Here is a 17,291-nt window from a genome sequence, read left to right on the forward strand (position 1 = left end):
ATACGGGTTGAGCCAGGAAATAGCCCACTCGTTGTTGCTCGCCGCTTATTTGGGCCCACCAAACTTCCGGCTCGCGCCTAGATTGGGCTATTACCTGACTCAACAGAGGCTCCGAATTAGTGTCAACAGGCCCTACCATTTCACCGCGCCTTCAGTAGATCACAATAAGACAAAAATAAGCAAAAAAGGTCGCAAAGATTAACGAATTAGACGCCAAAGAGGCGAATCGCTAAATGGGGATGATGTCGTATTGCTCCTGGTTATAGATGGCCTCTACCTGGAACTGAATTTCGCGACCAATAAAGGTCTCAAGGTCGGCAACGTTGGCCGATTCTTCATCCAACAAACGGTCCACGACCAACTGCGATGCCAACACCAATATTTTGGACGTATCGTAGGTTCTCGCCTCTCGCAGAATCTCCCGAAATATCTCAAAACAAATGGTTTCGGCCGACTTAAGGGTGCCCTTTCCTTGGCACACCGAACAGGGTTCGCACATAATTTGGCCAAGGGATTCCCGCGTGCGCTTGCGGGTCATTTCCACTAAACCAAGCTCAGAAACACCGGTAATGCTGGTTTTGGCGTGGTCTTTTTCCATGGCTTTTTCCAACGCCCGCAGTACCTGGCGCTGGTTTTCGGCATCGCGCATGTCGATAAAGTCGACCACGATAATACCGCCGATGTTGCGCAATCGGAGTTGCCGAGCGATGGCGCTGGCCGCCTCCAGGTTGGTTTTATAGATGGTTTCTTCCAGGTTGCGATGGCCGACAAAACCGCCGGTGTTAACGTCAACGGTGGTCATGGCCTCGGTTTGCTCCACCAAAAGATAACCACCGGACTTCAACGGCACTTTGGTGTTGAGCGCTTTCTGAATTTCGTCTTCCACGCCGTAGAGATCAAATAGCGGCCGCTCGCCCGGGTAGTGCTCGATTTTGCCGATAATCTCTGGGGCGTATTGTTCGGCAAATGGCAGCAAACGACCGTGAACCTCGCGGGAATCCACCCGAACCTTTTCTATATGAGGCTTTACCAAATCCCTCAGCGTGCGCATAAACAACGGCAGATCTTCGTAAATTGTACTCGGCACTTTGGCACTTTTGATCCGCCCTTCCAGCTCCATCCAGAGCTTTTGCAAAAACGGAATATCGGTGATTAAGTCTTCCTCACTGGCACCCTCGGCCACCGTACGCACAATAAAGCCACCATCGGGCTTGATATCTAGCCCTTTAACCGCATTTTCCACCAGGTTTCGCAGCCGGTCACGCTCGGAATCTTCTTCTATGCGCGTGGATATACCAATGTGCTGGGTTTTTGGCATATAAACCAGGTAACGGCCAGATACCGACAAATGGGTGGTTAATCGCGCACCTTTGGTGCCGATAGCGTCTTTTATGACCTGAACAACGAGGGTTTGCCCCTCGCGCACTACATCGCGGATGTCCGGCACTTCACTCTGCCGGCTCTCCATGCCGTTTTCATCCAGCGGGGCAATGTCTGCCGCGTGGATAAACCCTGCTCGCTCCAAGCCGATATCCACAAACGCGGCTTGCATCCCCGGCAACACACGTACTACTTTGCCTTTAAATATGTGGCCAACAAAGCCTCGGCTTTGGGTGCGCTCGATATAAACTTCCTGCAGCACACCGTTTTCCACCAGGGCGACGCGGGTTTCGGTTGGGGCAAAGTTGATTAATAGCTCTTCAGACATAACGTTCTTTTAGTGTCGTGGGCGTTTCTAAGTCGCAATGACAGCGCAGCCTATGGCGCCGGATGCCATATCGGCACGGCAAAACTGTGCAGCAAGGGCACCAGGGATTCGATGGGCAAGCCTACCACGTTACTGTAGCTGCCGCTGATAGACTGCACAAATACCGCGCCTAACCCCTGAATTGCGTAGCCACCGGACTTATCCTGTGGCTCTGCGGTGTGCCAATACTCATCGATTTCCGCCTCAGTCAGCTGCCGAAAGCGAACATCAGTGATGCTCACTGCGGTTTCCAACCGTCCCTCATGCACCAAAGCAACACCGGAAATAACTTGATGGGTGGTGTTAGACATAGCCAATAACATAGCTTTGGCGTGCTCTGGGCTTAGTGGCTTCTCTAAGATCTGTCCCTGGCAAACACCAATGGTGTCAGCGCCGAGCACGGGTACCTCTGGCAACCGCTCGGCCACAACCTGAGCCTTGCTACCGGCCAGGCGCACGACGTATTGCTCGGGTGATTCCTGGGCGGTGTGGCGCTCTTCGATGTCAGCACTTTGAACGCGGTAACGCACCCCAATTTGACTGAGGATTTCTCGGCGTCGGGGCGACTGAGAGGCTAGGGTTAGGTCGAAATTGGCCACGATCTTTCCTTTAAAACAGCGACATTTAACCAGTACTTACAATACTCGGTAGCGTACCCGCATACGTTCGAGCAGCGTGTGTAGCAGCGGCCACAACAATGCACTAGACAATGCAGGAAGCAAAAATTGTTGTGGGTGGGCCGAGTGGCCATCCAAGCTGTGCACCCAGTTCACAAACAACTGGTTAATACCCACCATTACAAACACCCACATGGACTGCTGCCAAAATAGATAACTGCGAATGCGCTGGTAGGACAACAAACAAATATAGGCCACCACCACCAGGGCTAGGGCATGCTGGCCGAGCACATTGTGATTGACGATATCAACGCTAATGCCCACCAGCCAGGCGCTAATCACCCCCACCACCTGCGGCAGCGTAAGACACCAGTAAATAAACACCACAACCACAAACTGCGGCCGAAGCCAGCTAACTTCCTCCGGCATGGGCAGCACACCAAAGGTGAGCGCAGCAACAAAAGAGAAAATAATGATCCAGCGATTGTGCGGCCTAACTGCCATGCTATTGTTCCAATGCCTCCACTTCGGTGGCTAGGCTGTCGTCACGGAATACCAATAAAACATGCCGAGTGCGATTAAGATGGGCGCGTGGCTCAACAAACACATCGGCAAATGGCTTGCCGGGATTGCGCTCTACTTTTTTAACGACACCCACTGGATAGCCACGGGGAAAGCGCCCGCCCAGGCCGGAACTGATCACCAAATCGCCCTCCTGAACATCCATGGTGTTAGATACATGGCGCAAGGCCAATTGTTCTAAATCGCCGACACCTTCTACCACCGCCCGCAAGCCATTGCGGTTAATTTCCACTGGTAATGCATGGGTGGAATCGGTAATTAGGAGGACTTGGCTAACGTAGGGGCCCACTTCAACTACCTGCCCCATTAAACCGAAAGCATCGAGTAGCGGTTGGCCGACGTAGACGTCGTCTCTGCTGCCTTTGTCTACAATGACCTTGTGCACCAATGGGTCAGGGGACACACCGATCAACTGGGCCACCAATACTTGCTCGGCTACCATGTCTGCGGAATTCATCAACTCTCGCAGACGCACGTTATCAGTGGTGACCGAAGCCAGCCCCTGCAGTTTGCGTTCTAGGATCATGACCTGCTGTTTGAGGGAGGCGTTTTCGCGCAGTAAATCGTCCCGTGAAACGAGATTGTCCTGGCCCCACTCGCCCAGACGAGCGGGAAGATTGGTCACCCAATAAAACGGGATAGACACCGTGGTTAGTTTGGCTTTTACCGGTTTTAACCAAGGCGTAAACAAATCCACCAACACCAATGCCAGTGTTGCCGCAATAATCCACAGGGTAAGTCGAGACAGGTAGAGCTGCGTTTTGGAGAAAAGTGGTTTGATGGTTATCTTCCCATGGTCGATAAAACGAAAACAGCCACTGTTTATTTTAGCGGTTTATAAACTATTTGCTTAGCAGATAAACAGTGGCCGACGGGAATGGCTACATCAGCTGGACAGCAGATCGATACGGTGGGTATCCATAAATTCCATGGCGCGGCCGCCGCCTCGTGCTACACAGGTCAGTGGATCTTCTGCCACAATCACAGGCAAGCCACTCTCTTCGCTGAGCAGGCGGTCAATATCACGCAACAATGCCCCGCCGCCGGTTAGCACCAAGCCGGTTTCGGCAATATCCGAGGCCAGCTCCGGCGGAGATTGCTCTAGGGCGCTCTTTACTGCTTGCACAATACCGGCTAACGGCTCTTGCAGGGCCTCTAGGATTTCATCGCTGTTCAAGGTGAAGCTGCGCGGAACACCCTCAGCCAGATTACGGCCGCGCACGTCGATTTCTCGCACTTCGCTGCTGGCGTAGGCACAACCGACTTCTTCTTTTATGCGTTCAGCCGTGGCGTCACCAATAACGCTGCCGTAGTTACGGCGCACATAGTTAACAATGGCCTCGTCAAAGCGGTCGCCACCAATGCGTACGGAATCGGAATACACCACGCCGTTAAGTGAAATAATGGCGATTTCTGTGGTGCCACCACCGATGTCTACCACCATGGAACCGGCGGCTTCTTCTACCCGCAAGCCAGCACCTATGGCAGCCGCCATGGGTTCTTCAATTAGACGAACTTCCCGCGCACCTGCGCCCAAAGCCGATTCTCGAATGGCTCGTTTCTCCACTTCTGTGGACAAACACGGCACGCAAATCAACACTCGAGGACTGGGTTGGAACCAACTGGACTCATGCACCTTTTTAATAAAGTGCTGGAGCATTTTTTCTGTCACCTGGAAATCGGCAATAACGCCATCTTTTAGGGGGCGGATGGCCGTAATGTTACCGGGCGTACGGCCCAGCATGCGTTTGGCTTCTATGCCTACGGCCTCAACGATTTTGTGCCCGTTATGCGTTCTGATGGCAACCACCGATGGCTCGTCTAAAACAATACCGCGATCTCGAACATAAATAAGGGTGTTGGCGGTTCCCAAATCGATGGATAAATCATTGGAAAACATGCCGCGCAAACGCTTGGGCAATAACATAAATTTCTTTTGACCTTAAATTAAATAAATCGCAGTTAACCGGGCGCACGCATTTTTATTGCCACAAACAGACCGCAAAACCAACCGTATTCTACCGGTATTTTTTTACCTTTACGTAGGCTTAACCACAAGTGGCTGCACTCTATCAATGAGGGCTAATTAGAGCAAGGCGCAATTGGGGCCATTACCGCTTAAATACCGGGCTTAGCGCACGCCACCGAGAAATGGCCCACGCATTAATGCCAGTTTTTCTGTCACCGTTAAAAGCCCACTCATGCGGGCGGTTATTGGCGCGTAAAAGAAATCAGCCTGAGTACGATTCTTGGTGTCTAATCTGAGTGACTATCATGGGTAACAAATAGAGGTAACAAAACACGGGGCTACCTGCTGGCTTATAAAAGCCAGTTACACACCCCAAAGTTTCGACCGCTTTGCCTAAGTAACATGCCGGGACAAACTCTTGCCTAAGCACCGCCACGCCCGATACAACCTACCAGTTTAGACGAACCTAATAAAACTGCACCTCCAGCTCCGCTCAACGGGCACGAAAACCTGTCAATGTGCCAATCCGCCGGGTAAAATGTTCGCCCGCTCCTGTTCGCTAGGCGATGTTTACGCCGATAACAGGGCATTTTTAGGTAAATAGGTTTTAACGGAGTCAGTTTTGGACCCAGCCGAGATACACAAATTGGCCAATCTTGCCAAAATCGAGATCGATGACAGCCACATTGCCGAGGTAACGGCGCGCATCAGCGACGTTCTCGCCCTAGTGGACCAACTACAAGCCGCCGATACCCGGGGCGTTACCCCTATGGCCCACCCCTTGGATGCCGTGCAACGGCTACGGACGGACGAAGTTAGCGAGCCTAATCGCCGGGAAGACTTCCAGGCCATAGCGCCTGAGACCCAGGAAGGCTTGTATCTCGTGCCCAAGGTCATCGACTGACCGCAAGCCCACCACGCCCACCCATAGATAAATTTGTCACAGGGACAAAACCCCATGCACCACCTTTCTATAGCGGAGCTGGCCAAAGGATTACGCGCTAAAACCTTTTCCAGTGTTGAACTCACGGAGCACTTTTTGCAGCGCATTAAGCGCTTAGATGGCGAGTTCAATAGCTTTGTAACCGTTACCGAACAAGAGGCTTTGGCCCAAGCCAAGGCCGCCGACGCCGCTCGCGCCGCCGGTAAAGACACCCCTTTGCTGGGCGTACCCATTGCCCACAAAGACATCTTTTGTACCCAGGGTGTGCGCACCAGCTGCGGCTCTAGGATGTTAGAAAATTTTGTACCCCCCTACGATGCCACCATCGTGGATAACTACCAGCAAGCTGGCGCCGTCGTGTTGGGTAAATTGAATATGGACGAGTTCGCCATGGGCTCCTCCAACGAAACCAGTTACTTTGGTGCTGTGAAAAATCCTTGGGACACGCGCTGCGTGCCGGGCGGCTCTTCTGGTGGTTCTGCGGCGGCGGTTGCGGCCCGTCTTACCCCCGGTGCGACTGCCTCGGATACCGGCGGCTCCATTCGCCAACCCGCCAGCCACTGTGGTCTAACCGGGTTAAAGCCAACCTATGGCCGGGTTTCCCGCTACGGCATGATTGCCTTTGCTTCCAGCCTTGACCAAGCCGGCGTGCTTACCCATAGCGCTCTGGATGCCGCCATTATGCTTAACACCCTGGTGAGCTTCGACCCCTTGGATAGCACCAGCGTGGACGCGCCATTGGAAGACTACACCGCTGACCTTGGGCGCGATGTTGCCGGCATGACCATTGGCGTACCGCAAGAATACTTTGGCGATGGCTTAAACGTGGAAGTAGCCGCAAAAGTACAAGAGGCCATTGATGAATTCGCCAAAATGGGCGCAAACATCAAAGAAATCAGCCTACCCCACAGCGAATTAGCGGTGCCGGCCTACTACGTGATCGCACCGGCGGAGTGTTCCGCCAACCTTTCGCGTTTCGACGGCGTGCGCTATGGCTACCGGTGCGACAACCCCAAAGACTTAGAAGACCTGTACAAACGCAGCCGCTCCGAAGCCTTTGGCGATGAAGTGATCCGCCGGATTTTGGTGGGCACCTATGCGCTATCGGCCGGTTACTTCGATGCCTACTACAAAAAAGCCCAGCAAGTTCGCCGCCTCATTAAACAAGACTTCGACCAGGCCTTTGCCGATGTCGACGTCATTATGGGCCCAACCTGCCCCTCGCCGGCGTTTAAGCTCGGCGCAAAAGGCACAGACCCCGTTGCCATGTATCTGGAAGATATCTACACCATCGCCACCAACCTAGCCGGTTTACCTGGGCTTTCCATTCCCTGTGGTTTGGTGGAAAACAAGCCCGTTGGCCTACAGCTTATTGGCCCTGCCTTTGCCGAGCAACGCTTGCTTGGCCTGGCGCACCAATTCCAGAACACCACCGATTTCCATACCCTTACGGCCCCAGGCCTAGAGTAGACTGAGGAGCAACGAACATGACCTGGGAAACCGTTATCGGCCTGGAAGTACACGTGCAATTGGCCACCAAATCGAAGTTATTTTCCGGCGCCAGCACCGCCTTTGGCTCCGAGCCCAACACCCAAGCCTGTGCCGTAGATTTGGCCATGCCCGGCACCCTGCCCCTGGCCAACGAACAGGCCTTCCGCTACGCCACCATGTTTGGCCTGGCCATTAACGCCGACATCGGTAAAGAGTCGGTCTTTGAGCGTAAAAACTATTTTTACCCCGATTTGCCAAAGGGCTATCAAACCACACAATTGGAAAAACCCATTGTTGGCCCAGGCGAGGTTGAGATCGCCCTAGCCGATGGCAGTACCAAAGCCATTCGTATTCACCACGCACACTTGGAAGAAGACGCCGGCAAATCCCTACACGAGGATTTCCACGGCATGAGCGGTATCGATCTCAACCGTGCAGGCACTCCTCTTATAGAGGTGGTCACCGAGCCGGATATGAGCAACGCCGAAGAAGCCGTTGCCTTTGCCAAAAAACTGCACGGGTTGGTGACCTCACTGGGCATTTGTGACGGTGAGATGAGCCAGGGCTCCATGCGCTTTGACGTCAACATCTCGGTACGCCAACCTGGTGGCGAACTGGGCACCCGCACCGAAACTAAAAACCTAAACTCGTTTAAGTTTATGGAAGAAGCCATCGCCCTGGAGGTAGAACGCCAAATTGATGTGCTGGAATCCGGCGGTAGCATTCAGCAAGAGACACGCCTCTACGACGGCGACAAAAAACGCGCGCGCACCATGCGCAGTAAAGAGGAAGCCAACGATTACCGTTACTTCCCCTGCCCGGATTTGCTTCCCGTTATCATCGACGACGAGTACATCGAATCGGTGCGCGCGCAAATGCCAGAGCTGCCCGAGGCCCGCAAAGCCCGTTTTGCAAGCGAATACGGCTTAAACGACTACGACGCCGGCATATTGGCTGGAGACCTAGCCACCAGCCAATACTTTGAAATCCTCACCCAGCGCACCACAGACGCCAAGCAATCGGCCAACTGGATCATGGGCGAGCTGTCGGCCAAGCTTAACAGCGAAGAGAAATCCATCGGCCAAAGCCCAGTAAGCGCCGAGCAACTGGCCGGCGTCATTGAGCGCACCAAAGACGGCACCATTTCCAGCAAAATTGCCAAACAGGTTTTCGAAGCCCTGTGGCAAGGCGAAGGCGACAGCGCCGATGCGGTGATTGAAGCCAAAGGCCTAAAACAGGTCAGCGACACCAGCGCCTTGGAAAAAATGGCAGAAGAAGTGATCGCCAATTCTCCCAAACAGGTGGATAACTACAAAAACGCCGACCCGGAAAAGCGCCCCAAAATGCTGGGCTACTTTGTTGGCCAAATCATGAAAGCCTCCAAAGGCCAGGCGAATCCGCAAGCCGTTAATGAAATCCTACTGAAGAAACTCGACGAGTTGCTGTAATCCAAGAATTTAAGAGAGTCACACCATGGCACTAAAGAAAGACAAACAAAAAGTATTGGGCGAAGTATTTGACGATGCCCGCGTCAAAAGCTTTTTGCAATTTAAAGCCCCAGAGGGGGTTAACGAAGATTTTCACCTGCTGGAAAAAGCCTACCGCGGTATGAAGGCGGAAAACTTCGCCACCTTTATCGAGTTTTTCAAAGCCGACGGCCGCGACATCAACGCCCAGGGGCCAGACGGTAAAACGCTGAAACAGCAACTGGAAGGCCACCGCCTAGCCGAGGATTACCTCAATACCCTGGGCCAATACGGCGCCCAATAAACCTTTTACTGGCTAGAAGAGTCTATTTATAAGCCAACTATTCTTTACCCTCTGCTTCCAAAGTGGGGTATCTAAATCGTTGAGCATGCCGCGCAATTAGAGATGTATTTAACTGCCGGAAGAATAGACTTAGCAGGAAGGAAGCCGATGATCAGGCTGATAGGATACTAATGTGAACCACAACAACCTCACCAATGGGGCTGGCTATTTATTCGACGGCGCACAGTTAATCTTTCAGCCTAAATTCCGCTTATTTGTGGTGGTGCCCATTCTGGTGAATGTGGTGATATTTTTGCTTCTCACCAGCCTAGCGGTAACCTACTTCAATACTGCCACTGGGGCCATTACCGGCCTGATGCCCGAATGGGATTGGTTGGCACCGGTTGTGGGTGTGTTAGGGGTTGTGCTCTGGGTGGCGGTAGCGTTAATAGCTGTTGTTATTTATGGCTACAGCTTTAGCATGATCACCAACATCATCGCCGCGCCCTTCTACGGCATACTGGCCGAGCGCATAGAAACCCATCTAACCGGCACGGCGCCGCCCCCCGAACCCATTGTGACCATGATTGGCCGGGTATTGATACGCGAACTCATCAAAATTTGGTATTTTGTCAGCCGGGGCATAGTGATATTTATCGGCTGCTTCTTTTTAGGCTTCATCCCCTTAGCCAACTTATTTATCCCCGTCATTCTGGCGCTGTGGGGAGCTTGGTGCATGGCAATCCAGTACGCTGACTACGCCGCAGACAATAATCGCCTATCTTTTCCTCGCTTTAAGCACGCGCTTGGTGCAAGCCGATACAGCGCCTGGGGCATGGGCGGAATGACACTACTCGGGACCATGGTGCCGGTGATTAATATTATCGCTATGCCGGCAGCAGTGGCCGGCGGCACTATTTATTGGGTGAGGGAATTGCGCGATTTACCCTAGCACTAGCGTCTGCCCGGCTTTCAAAAACACCAATTCTTTTACGCAAAAAAACGCCGAGCGCATTAAAAAACTCGGCGTTTTTTCGACACTGTGGTTACAGAAGCATCCAACGACTGTTGACAAACGTAGCCAATGGCTTACTTGCTTAGCTCGCCATCGGAGGACTCTAGGTGGGCGCGCACAAACCATTGATACTGCTCTAATTCACCCAGCTGGGCGATGATCATATCCTCGGACACCGGATCTATTTCACCCAACTGACCAACGGCTTTACGGTGGTCTTCATTAACGCCGGTGTAAACCGCATCCAACGCAACAAGATGATCTGTTACGGTAGCCTTACCCAATTTGTAATCTTCCCAGCTACGTTTTTCAACAATGGCGCCAGGGGTACCACAGGGCGTACCACCCAGCGCAGCAATCCGCTCAGCAAGCGCGTCAGTCATGGCTCTTACGCCGTCCACTTGAGGGTCTAGCATTTCGTGCACACCAATAAAGTGACGGCCAACAACATTCCAGTGAACATGCTTAAGCGTTAATTGCAGGTCAAGCAAGGCAATTAAACGGTTGTGCATAATACTGATAATTTGCTCGCCAGTTTCTTGGCTAACGCCGGGTACGGTAAATTTGGTATTGCTCATGTCTTACTCCTATCTGTTTAATAAGAATTTGTTAGTTCTTCAGTGAAAATTCAATGATTAGCTAGTAGAGTTTTGCACCGCCGCAGGTCGAACAAGCGGGGGATTTTCGCCACCGATATACCAATGTTAGAAACAGGATTATCGGCGTCTAACCAAGAGCTTGCGATAGCGCTTTGCCTTTTGACTATAAATACTCGTGGCGCATTGGCATCCGACATTGCTGCAGCTTGCCAGGCCGATAAACGCTGGTGACCTTGTTGGCCATTTGCGCTTCTTGCCAAGACCAGTGATATCCTACGCCTGCAACAAATTTGCTACATGTCGCCCTTATTGCGCGGCTTGCTAATTTTGCGCGGCTTGCCAAGCACAGTGCAAAGTTAAAGCCAACTTCGACCACCCCTTGTTTTCTGGTTTCTTAGGCCTAGTTCGATTAATAGGCCACCGTTTAAGCATGCAAGCCCTACAAAAAATTGTAATTTCTTCCGCAGCTTTTACTTAGACATTTTTTTACTGCAGTAATAGGAAGGCGTTTTTACTCCCGCTGTGTCACTGTCTTTACAACCGTCTTTTTAATGTCTCTCTAACTGCTTGGGCAAACCAAAACCGCACATTTACCGTAGGCGATGTACATCACCTGCCTGCGGCCGTAGTTAGCTCACGCTAGTAGCACAATATTTGTAAGGTCTGCCGGCGCAATTAAGTTAACAACGGAAATTTTAATGAGCAAAAACAATATACAGAAGACAACGCAGTGGTTAGAGGACCGCAACCCCAATCAACCGGAGTTTATTCAAGCAGTAAAGGAAGTATTTGGCGATATTGAGCCGCTGGTGGAAGCAGACCAAGACATATTGGCTGAGGCGGTACTGCAGCGGCTTAGCGAGCCGGACCGAATTATTTCCTTTCGTGTCACCTGGGAAGATGATGCCGGTCAGGTTCATGTCAACCGAGGTTACCGAGTGCAATACTGCGGCGCCCTAGGCCCCTACAAAGGCGGCATTCGATTCCACCCATCTGTTAATGAATCCATCCTAAAATTTTTGGGCTTTGAACAAACGTTTAAAAATGCACTCACCAACATTCCCTTGGGTGGTGCTAAAGGCGGCTCGGACTTCAACCCCAAGGGCCGCTCGGACCGTGAAATTATGCGGTTTTGCCAAGCTTTTATGAATGAACTTTACCGTCATATTGGCGAAAACACCGATATACCCGCAGGCGACATTAATGTTGGCGCAAAAGAAATCGGGTATTTATTCGGTCAATATCGCCGACTTAAAAATCGCTTCAGTGGCGCATTAACGGGCAAAGGTATCGAATTTGGCGGCAGCTTCTTAAGGCCTGAGGCCACCGGCTTTGGGCTTATTTTCTTTGTAAAAGACATGCTAGACCGGCATGACCAAGCGCTAGAAGACAAAACCGTTGCCATTTCCGGCTCGGGTAACGTCGCTTTGCACGCAGCATTAAAGGCGACGGAAAATGGCGCCAGGGTTACTACGCTATCAAACAGCGAAGGCTGCTTGTATGTGGAACAGGGGCTTAGCACAGAGGCAATAAAACAATTGATAGACACCACCGGCCGGGTTGATTTGGCAAGTGTTGCCGAAGACGTCAACGGCCAATGGCAGGAAGACGCAAAACCCTGGCAATACCCCTGCGACATTGCCCTGCCCTGCGCAACGCAAAACGAACTAGACGAAGACGACGCCAAGGCATTGGTGGACAACGGTTGCCAGTTTTTGGCCGAAGGCGCCAATATGCCATGCACCAATGACGCCGTGGCCACGCTGAACGAGGCTCAGATACCCAACGCACCGGGTAAGGCATCCAACGCCGGCGGCGTCGCTCTATCAGGCCTAGAGATGGCACAAAACGCCTGTTTTAATCCAATGAGCTATTCGCAACTGGATGAAAAATTGCGCTCAATTATGAAAAATGTACATCAGCAGTGTCTGGACGAACACAAACATGATGACCAATGGATCAACTATCGCCAATGCGCCAACCGGGCTGCATTTCGTCGTGTAGCCGCCGGCATATTGGCCCAAGGTACCGGATAATGGGGCTTCAGGGATGTTTTCTATTCAAAAAAATAGGCTTTTAGAGGCAGCAGAATTTCAGCGGAAAATGTTTTATTTTTAAATTGGCACAGTGTCTGCAACACCCTTGGTGTGAAGTTAATAAACGTCGATTTGAACCGGGTTTTTTTACCTGCTTTACAAAGACCCGTGTAAAACCGACAACCACCAATAAAGGTGGATACATCATCAACTATGAGGATACGACAATGTTACATTGGGCACTGATATTTTTAATTGTAGGTTTAGTCGCTGCTGTTTTTGGTTTTACAGGTGTAGCAGGCGCAGCAACCAACATCGCTTGGATCTTATTTGTAGTCGGTATTATTTTAGCAATTGTATTTGCTATCACCGGCCGTCGCTCGCGGCTATAAATTGATAGTGACCAGGCGGCAGCGACAGATTGGCAACGGTTGTCGCTCGCGCCCACTAGCAAAAGTGCAATGAGGGCCTGATGGCCCTCGCTGTCAGAGTATCAAATCCCTACAATCAATTTCTATCTACTTCACTAATAATTGTTTAAAACAAAACCTCCACCGTTTATACAATTCTCTCTGCCGCTCAAATGGCTCTATGTCGCATTGCTCACTGCGGACCTTTCAGCTTAAGCCGTCTATAGGTGTATTCCTGTTTCTTTTCTGACACTCACGCTTTAGGATGACTGTGTGTCCGGTATCCTGTACCTAGGTGTAACCCATGCCCTCGTTTTCCCGTCGCTCATTTCTCGGCACCACCCTGGCCGCTGCGGCCGCCAGCTCCGCCTTGCCCAGCACCGGCGCCCCCCTCGATTGTCTGCAATTTAACCCTGCGAAAAGCAAAATCGCGCCGCAGTCACTGGCCCAAGACGAAGCCTATTGGCGCTACGTTGGCCAGTTTTATGAAACGGCCCTAGGGGTTATCAATCTTGAACACGGTTATTGGGGCAAAATGGCCAAGCCCGTGGAGCAACACTACCAGCGCTTAACGCACATGGTAAATCAGCAGCTGTCGCTCTACGCCCGAACCCAGTGGAATGAAGATTTCAACGAGGTGGGCGCAGCAGTAGCCGAAGCGTTAGCGGTAAAGCCTTCTGAAATCGCCTTAACACGCAATGCCACTGAATCTTTGCACGGCATCATTAGCCAATACAAAGGGCTGGCCAAAGGCGACGCGGTTTTATACGCCGACATAGACTACCCGGCCTTCCAGCGGGCCATGCAATGGTTGGCGGAAACTCGTGGCGTGGAAGCCATTAAGCTCGAAATTCCGGCCCAAGCCACAGTGTCCCAGCTTAGCCAGCTGTATCGGCAAACCTTGCAGAATAACCCACACATCAAGCTGGCACTGTTAACCCACGTTAGCAACCAGCACGGCCTTTTACTGCCCGTGAAAGAGATCATTGAGCAGGCCAAACGGCAGGGCGTCGATGTCATTTGTGATTGCGCCCAATCCTGGGGGCTGGTGGATTTCACCCTGCCAGAACTGAAAGCCGACTGGGCTTTGTTTAACCTGCATAAGTGGATTGGATCGCCGGTTGGTGTGGGCGCGCTGTATATGAAAGAAGGCACCTTGGACAAAGTGGCCCCGTTCCCAGGAGAGAGCGACCCAAGCAATACCGACATTAGCAGCCGGGTCCATATGGCCACCTCCAACTTTGCCGCGTTTCTGGCGGTGCCGGCGGCATTGGAATTTCACCAAAACGTTGGCGCCCAAGCGAAACAAGAACGCTTACGCTACCTACGGAAGGTTTGGGTAGATGCGATAAAAGACAATCCCAATATTGAAATTCTGGGCGCAGCGGACAGCGACACCAGCACCGGCATGGGCGGCTTTCGGCTAGCAGGCAAAACCAGCGTGGCTGACAACGAAAAGCTGCAAGCAACCCTGCACAAACAGTACAACCTATTTACCGTGGTGCGCAAAGACTTGGCCAGCGGCGCAAATATTCGAGTCACGCCGCAGGTATTTACCCCGGTTGAGGACGTTCAGGCTTTGGCATCTGCACTAAATGACATAACGAAGTGATACCTAAAGCAGAATTTTACGCTGCAGAACTCGCGTGCGATAAATCTACAGGACTATTGAAAATACCGCAGAGAGTACAACCACACGGTTAAGGTCACTGCCGCTAACGCCGTTTGTAGTGTGATCACCGCGGCCATTAAACGGCTATCACCACCCAGCTCCTTAGTTAACACATAGGCGGTAGGTGCGCAGGGTAAAGCAAAGAAAATCACCAGTATTGCCGCCTCTTGGCTGGGTAGGCCTGCCAACCAAGCTGCACCCATTGCCACTGCCGGCATCATTACTAACTTTAAAACCGCCGTCGCCATCAGTGGTTTGGCCTCGCCCAATAGAGTTTTGGGCTGCAGCGCCGCGCCCACGCACAGCAACCCCAAAGGCAAACTGGTTGCAGACAGCTGCTTCAGTAGAACTTCCACCCCCTGGCCCAGGGTTAACCCACTTAAATTAGCCGCAGCGCCGGCGAGGCAGGCCAATATCAACGGGTTTTTAACGATGGGCAATACAAGCTGCAACACGCTAGGCCGATGACCGGCGGTTAACGATACTACCGAAAACACATTCACCAAGGGCACCAGCAGTGTCAGCATCATGGCTGCCAGCGCCAAACCCGGAGCACCGTACAAGGCCCCAACAATGGCCAACCCCAAGTAGGTATTGAAGCGCAGCCCGCCCTGGGTAAAAACGCCAAAACGTTGCCCCGGCCAACGGTAATAACGCTGGGCGCACAGTAGTAAACAGAACCCCACCACCATGCACAGTAATGCCAAACCGCCCAGGGACTGCAACGCGGCTGTGGTGAGCGGCGCTTGGCTGAGGTTATAAAATAACAGTGCCGGAAATAGGCAAAAATAGTTGAGACGCTCTGCACCCGGCCAAAATACGTCGCCAGGGAACTGCCGAACTTTTAAGAAGTACCCCGCCACTATCAGCGCAAAAACTGGCCACAGAGCCGTTAGAACATTGGACAAGGGTCAACCCCCGTTAACGTATGCAATCCGGCGCGCACAACTAGGGTTTTGCTTTTATAACGTAGGTTTTGGCCAGCTTGTCATGAAAGCCCTGTTTGTTTTCGTCGATGGCGATCCAAATAAAGCCCAACATCAAAGGGATGGTTGAGAGATAATAAGCGAAGTATCGACCAATCGATTGGCTCACACTTAGGCCCTGGCCGTCTTTTTGGCTGATCACCTTTAAGCCCAATAACATCTTGCCTGGGGTAGCCGATTTATAGAGCCAGAACATTATCACTACCACCGCCGGTAAAACGTAACTGAAAAGAATATCCCAAAAGCCGCTAACGGCTGCCCCACCGGTAAAGTAATCGAAGCCATAAATAGCCGCTAATATCGGGTAGGTTACGATCATCATCAGCAGCGTATCCACAAGCGTTGCAACCAACCGCACCCAAAAACCGGCAAACTGATACCCAGCCGCGGAATGTTGCTCAACGTCACTTTGCGGGGGTTGGTATATATCGTCCATGGTTTATCCTCTTATCAATAGAATTCCGTAGTACAACGGGTGGGGCAAATACCGCTGTGAGCCCAGGTGCATAAAGAGTGTGGCTTGAGATAGCTCCCGGTTGGCAATGCCAGAGATCAATAGATCACTCGGCCTTAGCCTAGCACGGGGGCAGTAACTCGGCTAATAAGAATGCTAAAAGGAGTGAACCCCGAATAGGATGGGGAGTAAGCAGTAACAAAAGATGAGTTTGGCGAAGCGGGGAAAGGCCCACCCGTTGGTCGGTAGCCTAGCGCTGTTTTGGGATTGCAGCCAGAGGCTGGTTTAGTGCTAACCAGCCCCTAGTGTTTCGTATAGGTAATACTTGAACGGGTAATGCTTGGGTGGATTATTCTTGAGTAAAATGCTCCGGAACCACTGGGTCACTACCGCCCTTTTCCCAAAGGATAATTTCGTTGCCCCATGGGTCTTGGAAAGCGGCATTAAAGCCGTTGAACTCTTTCCAGAAATGATCTTTCCACAACACAGTAGCACCTTTACTGGTGGCTTTATCTAAAATCGCGTCCATAGAATCGTCTTCGCTGACTAAAATCCAAACCCGCGGTTTACGGCCGGCTTCGGAAAGCGAGCGAGGCTCAACGCCGTCTCTATCTGGGTGCGGGCGTACGTTGGCCGCTTTATGTATGCCGATATGGAAATTACCGATGGCCGATTCGTTACCGTCGCCGTCAAACATATTGCCACCGGGCACCATTCGATGGTACTCGCCATAGGGGCGCGGATCGTTTTCCCAGCCGAATACCTCGGCGTAGAATTCGCCAGCAGCGGCTGGGTCGTCTGAAGTGATATCAACAAAAATAAGCGTGTTGGGTTTAGTCATGGATAGCCTCGTAGATTGCGCACCTGCGATAGAGCACCGCCCTATTTATAGGGTACGCATGGTTAATTAAATAAGCTGCCGATTTAATTAGGGAAATTTAACTGCCACGGATTTATGGCGGCGGAATCGGCCTGGGTGAAACTAAATTAGAGATCGATAAACTCATCGGTTACGCCACTA

At 51.8% G+C, this 17,291-nt stretch carries 17 protein-coding genes; 8 read left to right on the forward strand and 9 right to left on the reverse strand.

The genetic code is table 11. The features are described from left to right. Positions 1 to 229: 229 nt before the first annotated feature. Genes rng through ACGHM3_RS18015 form a run of 5 tightly spaced genes read right to left on the reverse strand, consistent with a single transcriptional unit; the run spans position 230 to position 4,867 of the window. Positions 230 to 1,708, reverse strand: a complete 1,479-nt coding sequence (rng, locus tag ACGHM3_RS17995; protein ID WP_345425982.1) for a ribonuclease G — start codon at positions 1,706 to 1,708, stop codon at positions 230 to 232. 50 nt (positions 1,709 to 1,758) lie between these two features. Beyond that, positions 1,759 to 2,346, reverse strand: a complete 588-nt coding sequence (locus tag ACGHM3_RS18000) for a nucleoside triphosphate pyrophosphatase (RefSeq protein WP_345425984.1) — start codon at positions 2,344 to 2,346, stop codon at positions 1,759 to 1,761. 36 nt (positions 2,347 to 2,382) lie between these two features. Next, the gene (mreD, locus tag ACGHM3_RS18005) at positions 2,383 to 2,868 is read right to left on the reverse strand and encodes a rod shape-determining protein MreD (protein ID WP_345425986.1); all 486 of its coding nucleotides are present in this window, start codon (positions 2,866 to 2,868) and stop codon (positions 2,383 to 2,385) included. Between the two features lies 1 nt (position 2,869). After that, positions 2,870 to 3,772: a rod shape-determining protein MreC gene (gene mreC, locus ACGHM3_RS18010; protein WP_345426115.1), complete on the reverse strand. Its 903-nt coding sequence runs from the start codon at positions 3,770 to 3,772 to the stop codon at positions 2,870 to 2,872. Between the two features lie 60 nt (positions 3,773 to 3,832). Next, positions 3,833 to 4,867, reverse strand: a complete 1,035-nt coding sequence (locus tag ACGHM3_RS18015) for a rod shape-determining protein (RefSeq protein ID WP_345426117.1) — start codon at positions 4,865 to 4,867, stop codon at positions 3,833 to 3,835. A 670-nt stretch (positions 4,868 to 5,537) separates the two neighbouring features. Between ACGHM3_RS18015 and gatC the strand changes: the two genes are divergently transcribed. From gatC to cysZ, 5 genes are all read left to right on the forward strand, one after another. Further along, positions 5,538 to 5,819: an Asp-tRNA(Asn)/Glu-tRNA(Gln) amidotransferase subunit GatC gene (gene gatC / locus ACGHM3_RS18020; RefSeq protein ID WP_345425989.1), complete on the forward strand. Its 282-nt coding sequence runs from the start codon at positions 5,538 to 5,540 to the stop codon at positions 5,817 to 5,819. Between the two features lie 54 nt (positions 5,820 to 5,873). Then, entirely contained in the window at positions 5,874 to 7,328 is a 1,455-nt protein-coding gene (gene gatA / locus ACGHM3_RS18025; RefSeq protein WP_345425993.1) for an Asp-tRNA(Asn)/Glu-tRNA(Gln) amidotransferase subunit GatA, read from the forward strand. A gap of 17 nt (positions 7,329 to 7,345) precedes the next feature. Next, on the forward strand, positions 7,346 to 8,797 hold the full coding sequence (gene gatB / locus ACGHM3_RS18030) for an Asp-tRNA(Asn)/Glu-tRNA(Gln) amidotransferase subunit GatB (protein ID WP_345425995.1): 1,452 nt from the start codon (positions 7,346 to 7,348) through the stop codon (positions 8,795 to 8,797). A 25-nt stretch (positions 8,798 to 8,822) separates the two neighbouring features. Next, positions 8,823 to 9,119, forward strand: a complete 297-nt coding sequence (locus ACGHM3_RS18035; protein ID WP_345425998.1) for a PA4642 family protein — start codon at positions 8,823 to 8,825, stop codon at positions 9,117 to 9,119. 172 nt (positions 9,120 to 9,291) lie between these two features. Continuing rightward, on the forward strand, positions 9,292 to 10,050 hold the full coding sequence (gene cysZ / locus ACGHM3_RS18040) for a sulfate transporter CysZ (protein WP_345426000.1): 759 nt from the start codon (positions 9,292 to 9,294) through the stop codon (positions 10,048 to 10,050). Positions 10,051 to 10,187: 137 nt separating this feature from the next. Here the strand turns inward: cysZ and dps are convergent, their stop codons facing one another. Further along, positions 10,188 to 10,691 carry a DNA starvation/stationary phase protection protein Dps gene (gene dps, locus ACGHM3_RS18045; protein WP_345426002.1) on the reverse strand — a complete coding sequence of 168 codons (504 nt, stop codon included), beginning with the start codon at positions 10,689 to 10,691 and terminating at the stop codon, positions 10,188 to 10,190. Between the two features lie 719 nt (positions 10,692 to 11,410). Between dps and gdhA the strand changes: the two genes are divergently transcribed. The 3 genes from gdhA (at position 11,411) to ACGHM3_RS18060 (ending at position 14,770) form a co-directional block, all read left to right on the forward strand. After that, a complete protein-coding gene (gdhA, locus tag ACGHM3_RS18050; RefSeq protein WP_345426004.1) occupies positions 11,411 to 12,748 on the forward strand; it encodes an NADP-specific glutamate dehydrogenase in 1,338 nt (445 codons plus the stop codon). Between the two features lie 227 nt (positions 12,749 to 12,975). Beyond that, positions 12,976 to 13,140 (forward strand): DUF1328 domain-containing protein, encoded by a 165-nt coding sequence (locus tag ACGHM3_RS18055; protein ID WP_345426006.1) that lies wholly within the window; start codon positions 12,976 to 12,978, stop codon positions 13,138 to 13,140. A gap of 322 nt (positions 13,141 to 13,462) precedes the next feature. Next, the gene (locus tag ACGHM3_RS18060; RefSeq protein WP_345426008.1) at positions 13,463 to 14,770 is read left to right on the forward strand and encodes an aminotransferase class V-fold PLP-dependent enzyme; all 1,308 of its coding nucleotides are present in this window, start codon (positions 13,463 to 13,465) and stop codon (positions 14,768 to 14,770) included. 53 nt (positions 14,771 to 14,823) lie between these two features. Here the strand turns inward: ACGHM3_RS18060 and ACGHM3_RS18065 are convergent, their stop codons facing one another. The 3 genes from ACGHM3_RS18065 to ACGHM3_RS18075 form a co-directional block, all read right to left on the reverse strand. After that, positions 14,824 to 15,738, reverse strand: coding sequence for an AEC family transporter (locus ACGHM3_RS18065; RefSeq protein ID WP_345426010.1), 915 nt, complete (start codon positions 15,736 to 15,738; stop codon positions 14,824 to 14,826). Between the two features lie 40 nt (positions 15,739 to 15,778). After that, complete coding sequence (locus ACGHM3_RS18070) at positions 15,779 to 16,252, reverse strand: RDD family protein (RefSeq protein WP_345426012.1); 474 nt, start codon at positions 16,250 to 16,252, stop codon at positions 15,779 to 15,781. A 367-nt stretch (positions 16,253 to 16,619) separates the two neighbouring features. Beyond that, entirely contained in the window at positions 16,620 to 17,111 is a 492-nt protein-coding gene (locus ACGHM3_RS18075) for a VOC family protein (protein ID WP_345426014.1), read from the reverse strand. Positions 17,112 to 17,291: the final 180 nt, after the last annotated feature.

Origin of the sequence: Halioxenophilus aromaticivorans, from assembly GCF_042850945.1 — a bacterium.
GTDB lineage: Bacteria > Pseudomonadota > Gammaproteobacteria > Pseudomonadales > Cellvibrionaceae > Halioxenophilus > Halioxenophilus aromaticivorans.